The sequence below is a fragment of the Acinetobacter sp. YH12021 genome (assembly GCF_013420145.1).
Taxonomy (GTDB): Bacteria; Pseudomonadota; Gammaproteobacteria; order Pseudomonadales; family Moraxellaceae; genus Acinetobacter; species Acinetobacter towneri.
Genome location: NZ_VOYT01000041.1, coordinates 1 through 5,666 on the forward strand (window position 1 = coordinate 1; position 5,666 = coordinate 5,666).

Consider the following 5,666-nt stretch of genomic DNA (forward strand, 5'->3'; position numbering starts at 1 on the left):
AAGGCGAGGGCGAAATTTTGATGATGCTCAATCGCTCGTAGACACTCGCTCGGTTCTTATTATCTAGGTTTTAATTATTTACTGGAGCTAATCAAAGTTGTGAAACATTGCTTAAATAATAGGCGTGGAACGTGAAAAGTCATAAAAAAAGCCCAATCGGGTGTGATTGGGCTATAAACTAGAAACTACAGCATTGATTTCTAAGGAAAATTATAACACATTTCGTATAAGGTGTATTATGTTAATTTTAGAAAATCTTAAGATAATTATTAATGAGTGGCTTAATGAATAAAGAAATTTCTGTATTACTGCATGACGTTCCTACTCATGCAGATTACGCATGTGATGCAACAGATTTAGATCCAGAAGATATTCCTGAAGATCGTATAGAACAAGTCATAAATTTATTAAATTCTTCTGATGAAAATATTGTATTTGAGGCAGCAAAACTTCTGACTAATTGGGGACAATCCTCTGGTTTTGATGCATTAGTAAATTTATTAAATGAAAATAAATTAGTTGGTTATATAGATCATCGTTTACATGGTTATGATGATACACTTCAGCATGTACTTAGAGCTTTTGTTCGTTATTGGGCATTCCAAGCTGATCTAGGATTTGGTGAACAGGCTAGAATAAAAATATTTCATCCTATACAAAAGATTATAGAAATATCTAATACAGAACCATTTGATATTAGTCGCTTATTTTGGTTAATTGATGATGAAAAATACGATGAATATATTCCTTTAATTAAAAACCATTTAATCCAAATAATAGATCATCCTGAATTACAATTTTGGAAAATCCATGATGCTATTGAACTGATGCTGAAATTAGAGCCTGAGTTTGTTCATAATTTATTAGAAGAAAAAGGCAAAACATTGGAAGACTTTAAAATTAACACTTTATAAAGTTATACATTTAACATAATGGCTGTTATACGAAATTCAGTTGTCAGAAATCATTTATTACATCAAAAGTAATGAAAAAGTAAAGAATATGACTTATATTATCTTTACTTTAATGGTTTTTGAGTGAGGGAATCATGTCCGCAGTCAATTTCAATATGCGCTTAGAAGCAGAGTTAAAAGAACAAGTTACCCCTATTTTGGAAGACTATGGTTTGACTATGCCTCAAGCATTCAAACTGTTCTTGAATCAAATCGTTAAAACTAAAGCGATTCCTTTGTCTTTTGACTATGCACGAGAACCTGCTTTAACTCCTAAAGCAGCAGCCAAGTTACTTCAATCTTTAAAAGAGATTGAAAATGGCGAGTACACCGAGTACGAAACGGTAGAAGAAGCGATTAAAGCTATGTCGGAAGAAGCACATGGCTAAACGTAAGATTATCGTAACCAGTTCTTTTAAACGTGATATTAAAAGACGTTATTTAGAACTGGTTACGGCTGAATGGGCAGAAGTATTAGATTGTTTAGTCGCAAATAATCCTTTGCCTGAAAAGTATTTAGATCATCCCTTGAAAGGTGGTGCAGAGTTTAAAAATTGTCGTGATTGTCATGTGAAGCCTGATTTAGTCTTGATCTATAGGCTTGTTGGTGACGATATTTTAGAACTGCATCAGTTGGATAGCCATTCCGAAATTTTTGGATGACTATCGCTCGATGCTTTGAAAGATGGCTTTAGCCATGTTTCAAAGTCGGGCAACTTTGCGACTGCTGTCATTGATTCGGTGATGGCAAGAGCCGAGCAAAGTACTGTCTAATCATTATTTTGGGTCAATCACACAATAATCCTTATTCGCTCCGTGACAGTCATTTTTCATGATGCGAACGCAAGACTTCCCATTGCAATTTTTAATATCTAGGCTGTATTTTTGTTCTAGCCATGCAACGTCTGCTCTACGCTGTTTGATTTCGTCCATGCTCGGCACATATAAAAATAATGCTAAAAAGAAAACGATCAGCAAGCTAACAAAAGCACTGGTGTAGATTGCCATGAATCGCCAGTCAAGTTGATTGGTTGCATTGTTTAATTCTCGAATACTGTTGTTGAGTGCGTCTATTTGCTTCTGATTGGCGTTTTTTAGGTGTTTTTCGGTCTTATTGAGTACTCCGCTAGCCACTTCCTTGTAAAACGCTTCTAATCGCTTGTTATCGTCTGCTATGGCTTCTCGATACTCTTTCATAGATGCCAGTAAAATATAGAGCTGGTCATCTAGGTCGTTTTGGTTGCTCATCGGTACATTCCGCCCTGATCTAAGTCTTGTGATGCTTTACGGTTGGCTCGCTCGGCTTGCTGTTGCTCTAGTTTTTGCTGTCGTTGTATTTCGGCTTGGCGTTCTTGTTCTAGGCGTTTAGCTTCTTGGTTTTTCTGCCATTGCTCGAAGCCTTGCTCGGCACGGTTTAAACCGTGCTGTAAAACGCTGTCTGTGCGCTGTTGCTGTTGTTTGAGGTGTTGGGCGTTGTGTTGCTTCACATGGTCGTTATAACGGCTGATTTCGGTGTCTATGCCTTGTCTACGGAGTTGAGTGACCGAAGTCCCCTCATGAATGGTGGCTTGTAGTCCATTGTTCTGATCGGCATAGCTGCGGTGGTCTATTTTTTCTCGGTAGCCTGCTCGCTCCAGTGCGTGATTGGCTAAGTCCGCCCATGTTTCCCGAATCTGTTTGATGTCGTCTTGGGTTGTTCCCATATTTAGGCTTTTGCGTTTGGCATTACTTAACTCAATATCGGTTTTTGTCGTCAAAGTGAGTTTATTGTCAGGGTCTAATTCAGCTTTTCGGGTGGTCAGCATGATATGGGCGTGATGGTTTTTATCATTTCCGCCTTTGCTGGGTTCGTGAATGGCTAAATCTGCAATCACGCCATAACGATCAACAAGCGATTGGGCAAACTCTTTTGCCAAGTCCTTGCGCTGATCTGCATCCAGTTCATCAGGCAGGGCAATCACCCATTCTCTAGCGGTTCGAGCATCTTTGCGGTTTTCGGACTGTTCCGCCAAGTTCCACAATTCGCTACGGTCTATTTCTATATCAAGGTTAGACACAATTTCGCTATGGGCGACACCGTCCTTTCTCGTAAAGTCGTGGGTTAGTCCTGTTCGTTCATCTTTGAGTTTTTCCCCTGAACGGTAGGCAGACGATGCAACCGCAGTTCGTCCCGAACTTCGATTCACTGTTTTTGTTGAGCAATGATAAATCGCCATTTTTTCTTTCGCCTTTTTAAATTGCGTAGCAATTTTTTGGGGTTAAGGGGATTCCCCTTACGCAACGATGACTTGAATGAAATTCAAGTCGTAAGTGCGCATTTCATGAAAAACACGATAGCATATTACCCGCTTGAATTTCAATTCATAGGGTCTTATGCTTGAGTGGTTTTCTATATTCCGAAATTAACCGTTATGACTAAATCTGCTGAAAATATCGAAAAGAAAATTGAAGCCCAGTTAGAGAAGCTGAAACAGTTAAAAGCACAGAAACAGGCTATTGAAGCAAGAGAACGTACCAAAAAGAAAGAACAGGAGCGCAAGGATGATACTCGGCGTAAAATTTTGCTCGGTTCTTACTTGATTAAGAAAATGCAGGCAAATGAAGCCAATAAAGAAAAAATATTGGCTGAACTTAACGAGTATTTAACAGAGGATCGTGATAGAAGGCTATTTGACTTATTAAATACTGATATTTAATGTCTTGGAATTTTACGCTAGTTTAAAAAGTGATATATGCTCTGTATTTTATAAGGTAATTACATTGATATGAAAAATAATTCAGATGATATTGGACCTCTTCTTTTTATGCCTTTTGTTTTCGGCATCATCTTTTTTATGGTGGATATATTTTATCCAATTATTATGCATCTTATTGTTGGTGGGGGGGGAGTCGGAAGAATATCTTCTGATGATATAATGTCATCTAGTGGGTTTATGCTAGCTTTACATCCAATTATAAGAGCACTTTTTCTAATTTTAATTGGTTATATGACTGTGGATTTTTACTACTCCTCTATCTTTTCAAAACGTAAAAAAATTATAGATTTCATGTGGATGTTAATAATATTAATACCATTTGCTTTATGTTTTTTTATTTTACACTATATTTCATCCCTATTCAGTTTTACTGCTAGATTTGACTATGTAAAGATTGATTATAAAGAAGATAAAATATTTATTCTTACAGCACTAACTATTATTTACTACATCTTTTTAGTATTAGGATTGGTAATAAGACTAATAAAGGATTACTTTAAAAAATAAGATGTTATCTACAGGTGCCGTAGTTAAGGTATCAAAATTTCTTTTTCAATCATCGTTTAAATCCTGCTCTTTCTAAAAATGGGTATAACTCTCTAAATTTCTCAGGCTGTAAAAGCATCTCAGCGATACGAATAGAAAATTGCTGATAGCTTTCAGTGCCTTGTGAATATTTTCCCATTTCTGGCATTTCAGACATTTTATTCGCAAATAAATGGCGTTGTGCATCGGTCATTTTGATAAAAAAGTCAGGGGTGTTTGGATCTCGTTTAGCTTCAATTTTTGGCTGTTGTTTTTGCCTAAATTTGAAAGAAAAACCTGAAATGATCCGTCCTTTTTTATGTTGTTCATACGTTGCAGTAATATCAGTATGCTCATTAATTTGTTTAATTGACGGTTCCAGCACACGCTTTTTAAAGTCACTCATGGCGGCGTATTCATTATCAACAAGACCTAATCTGTTTCTAAACTCGCTAAGTTCTAGTTGTGGAACTTTTCCAACTTCACGCCAAGCAATCAGCAATTCATAAAGCCTAGTGGCGTATTTACTGGTTAGGTGAGCAACTTGTTTAGCTTCATATTTTGTAAAGTGTTCTTCCAACCGTGTGATTAAAGGCACTACATCAGGAGCAAAAGTAATTTCTAACAATGCTAGGTCATCTACATAAAATATACGGCTTACCCAGCGAGATCGAACAATGCCGACTTTCCCTGTTTTTTTATATTCGGCTGTATAACTAAATTGACGATTAAACAGGTTGTTTACAGCTTCTCTCAAAGCTTTATATGACGCATCGGCAGATACATTGAATAGCTTGGCGTAGTCACTAGCATGTATTTCCAGTTTGCTATCAGCAGTGATTCCTTGTCCCGATTCTCTAGCATTAATGATAGCTAGCATGATCAAACGTTGTTCCGTTAGCTCTAGGTTGTAACTGGCATTTATTAGAGCATTATCTTTCACGACTAAACTATTTTTCATAAGAAGAACTTATTATTATCTAATTAAAGGACAATGTAATCTAATATCTTTTTACGGTCAACATTTATAATGTCCTTTAATCAAGAGCAAATGTCCGTTTATACAAGAGCAAATGTCCGTTTATACAAGAGCAAATGTCCGTTTATACAAGAGCAAATGTCCGTTTATATAGCCTGAAACACCATCTATACAAGGGTTTCAGGCTGTCTAAAAGCATTTAAAAGCTTTAAAAATAATTAAAAGCCTTTCGAGAGGGGAGTCCAAACTGCCCTATGTACTCGCTAAAGCTCGTACTCTATTGAAGCTCGTTCCTCGCTTCGTGGGGCAGTTTTTAGTTAATCCTGTTTGTGAAATCTAAAAGCAAAAGCATTTGTAATGTATTCGCTTCGCTCATACTTTTTGAAAAGCAAAAGCTCCAAAGTTCGCACCCATTCGGGATGCTCTGTACCTACCGTTTAAAATCGAAAGGGA

At 36.9% G+C, this 5,666-nt stretch carries 8 protein-coding genes; 5 read left to right on the top strand and 3 right to left on the bottom strand.

Features of this window, described 5'->3' with window-relative positions; translation table 11 throughout:
* Positions 1-284 precede the first annotated feature (284 nt).
* The 3 genes from FTT91_RS14015 to FTT91_RS14025 all read left to right on the top strand — a co-directional run bounded on the left by FTT91_RS14015 (position 285) and on the right by FTT91_RS14025 (position 1,616).
* Positions 285-914 (top strand): hypothetical protein, encoded by a 630-nt coding sequence (locus FTT91_RS14015; RefSeq protein ID WP_078194520.1) that lies wholly within the window; start codon positions 285-287, stop codon positions 912-914.
* Positions 915-1,048: 134 nt separating this feature from the next.
* Positions 1,049-1,342, top strand: coding sequence for a type II toxin-antitoxin system RelB/DinJ family antitoxin (locus tag FTT91_RS14020; RefSeq protein WP_004870963.1), 294 nt, complete (start codon positions 1,049-1,051; stop codon positions 1,340-1,342).
* Positions 1,335-1,616, top strand: a complete 282-nt coding sequence (locus FTT91_RS14025) for a type II toxin-antitoxin system YafQ family toxin (RefSeq protein WP_001129137.1) — start codon at positions 1,335-1,337, stop codon at positions 1,614-1,616. The genes FTT91_RS14020 and FTT91_RS14025 overlap by 8 nt, the downstream gene beginning before the upstream one ends.
* A 114-nt stretch (positions 1,617-1,730) precedes the next feature.
* On the opposite strand, the gene FTT91_RS14030 is transcribed toward FTT91_RS14025, so the two are convergent.
* Both FTT91_RS14030 and mobQ read right to left on the bottom strand, forming a co-directional pair.
* Positions 1,731-2,201 carry a hypothetical protein gene (locus FTT91_RS14030; RefSeq protein ID WP_180006188.1) on the bottom strand — a complete coding sequence of 157 codons (471 nt, stop codon included), beginning with the start codon at positions 2,199-2,201 and terminating at the stop codon, positions 1,731-1,733.
* On the bottom strand, positions 2,198-3,169 hold the full coding sequence (mobQ, locus tag FTT91_RS14035) for a MobQ family relaxase (protein WP_004897098.1): 972 nt from the start codon (positions 3,167-3,169) through the stop codon (positions 2,198-2,200). Before mobQ ends, FTT91_RS14030 begins: the two co-directional genes overlap by 4 nt.
* A gap of 195 nt (positions 3,170-3,364) precedes the next feature.
* Between mobQ and FTT91_RS14040 the strand changes: the two genes are divergently transcribed.
* Both FTT91_RS14040 and FTT91_RS14045 read left to right on the top strand, forming a co-directional pair.
* On the top strand, positions 3,365-3,649 hold the full coding sequence (locus tag FTT91_RS14040; RefSeq protein ID WP_180169676.1) for a mobilization protein: 285 nt from the start codon (positions 3,365-3,367) through the stop codon (positions 3,647-3,649).
* Between the two features lie 69 nt (positions 3,650-3,718).
* Positions 3,719-4,216, top strand: coding sequence for a hypothetical protein (locus tag FTT91_RS14045; RefSeq protein WP_180169677.1), 498 nt, complete (start codon positions 3,719-3,721; stop codon positions 4,214-4,216).
* A gap of 49 nt (positions 4,217-4,265) precedes the next feature.
* Here the strand turns inward: FTT91_RS14045 and repM are convergent, their stop codons facing one another.
* Positions 4,266-5,195, bottom strand: a complete 930-nt coding sequence (gene repM, locus FTT91_RS14050) for a replication initiation protein RepM (RefSeq protein ID WP_180169678.1) — start codon at positions 5,193-5,195, stop codon at positions 4,266-4,268.
* Positions 5,196-5,666 lie beyond the last annotated feature (471 nt).

What these genes read in the sequence shown, in the direction of transcription:
- FTT91_RS14040 (WP_180169676.1), top strand. Translation starts at nt 3,365, where the DNA reads ATGACTAAATCTGCTGAAAATATCGAAAAGAAAATTGAAGCCCAGTTA.
- FTT91_RS14015 (WP_078194520.1), top strand. Translation starts at nt 285, where the DNA reads ATGAATAAAGAAATTTCTGTATTACTGCATGACGTTCCTACTCATGCA.
- FTT91_RS14020 (WP_004870963.1), top strand. Translation starts at nt 1,049, where the DNA reads ATGTCCGCAGTCAATTTCAATATGCGCTTAGAAGCAGAGTTAAAAGAA.
- mobQ (WP_004897098.1), bottom strand. Translation starts at nt 3,169, where the DNA reads ATGGCGATTTATCATTGCTCAACAAAAACAGTGAATCGAAGTTCGGGA.
- repM (WP_180169678.1), bottom strand. Translation starts at nt 5,195, where the DNA reads ATGAAAAATAGTTTAGTCGTGAAAGATAATGCTCTAATAAATGCCAGT.
- FTT91_RS14045 (WP_180169677.1), top strand. Translation starts at nt 3,719, where the DNA reads ATGAAAAATAATTCAGATGATATTGGACCTCTTCTTTTTATGCCTTTT.
- FTT91_RS14025 (WP_001129137.1), top strand. Translation starts at nt 1,335, where the DNA reads ATGGCTAAACGTAAGATTATCGTAACCAGTTCTTTTAAACGTGATATT.
- FTT91_RS14030 (WP_180006188.1), bottom strand. Translation starts at nt 2,201, where the DNA reads ATGAGCAACCAAAACGACCTAGATGACCAGCTCTATATTTTACTGGCA.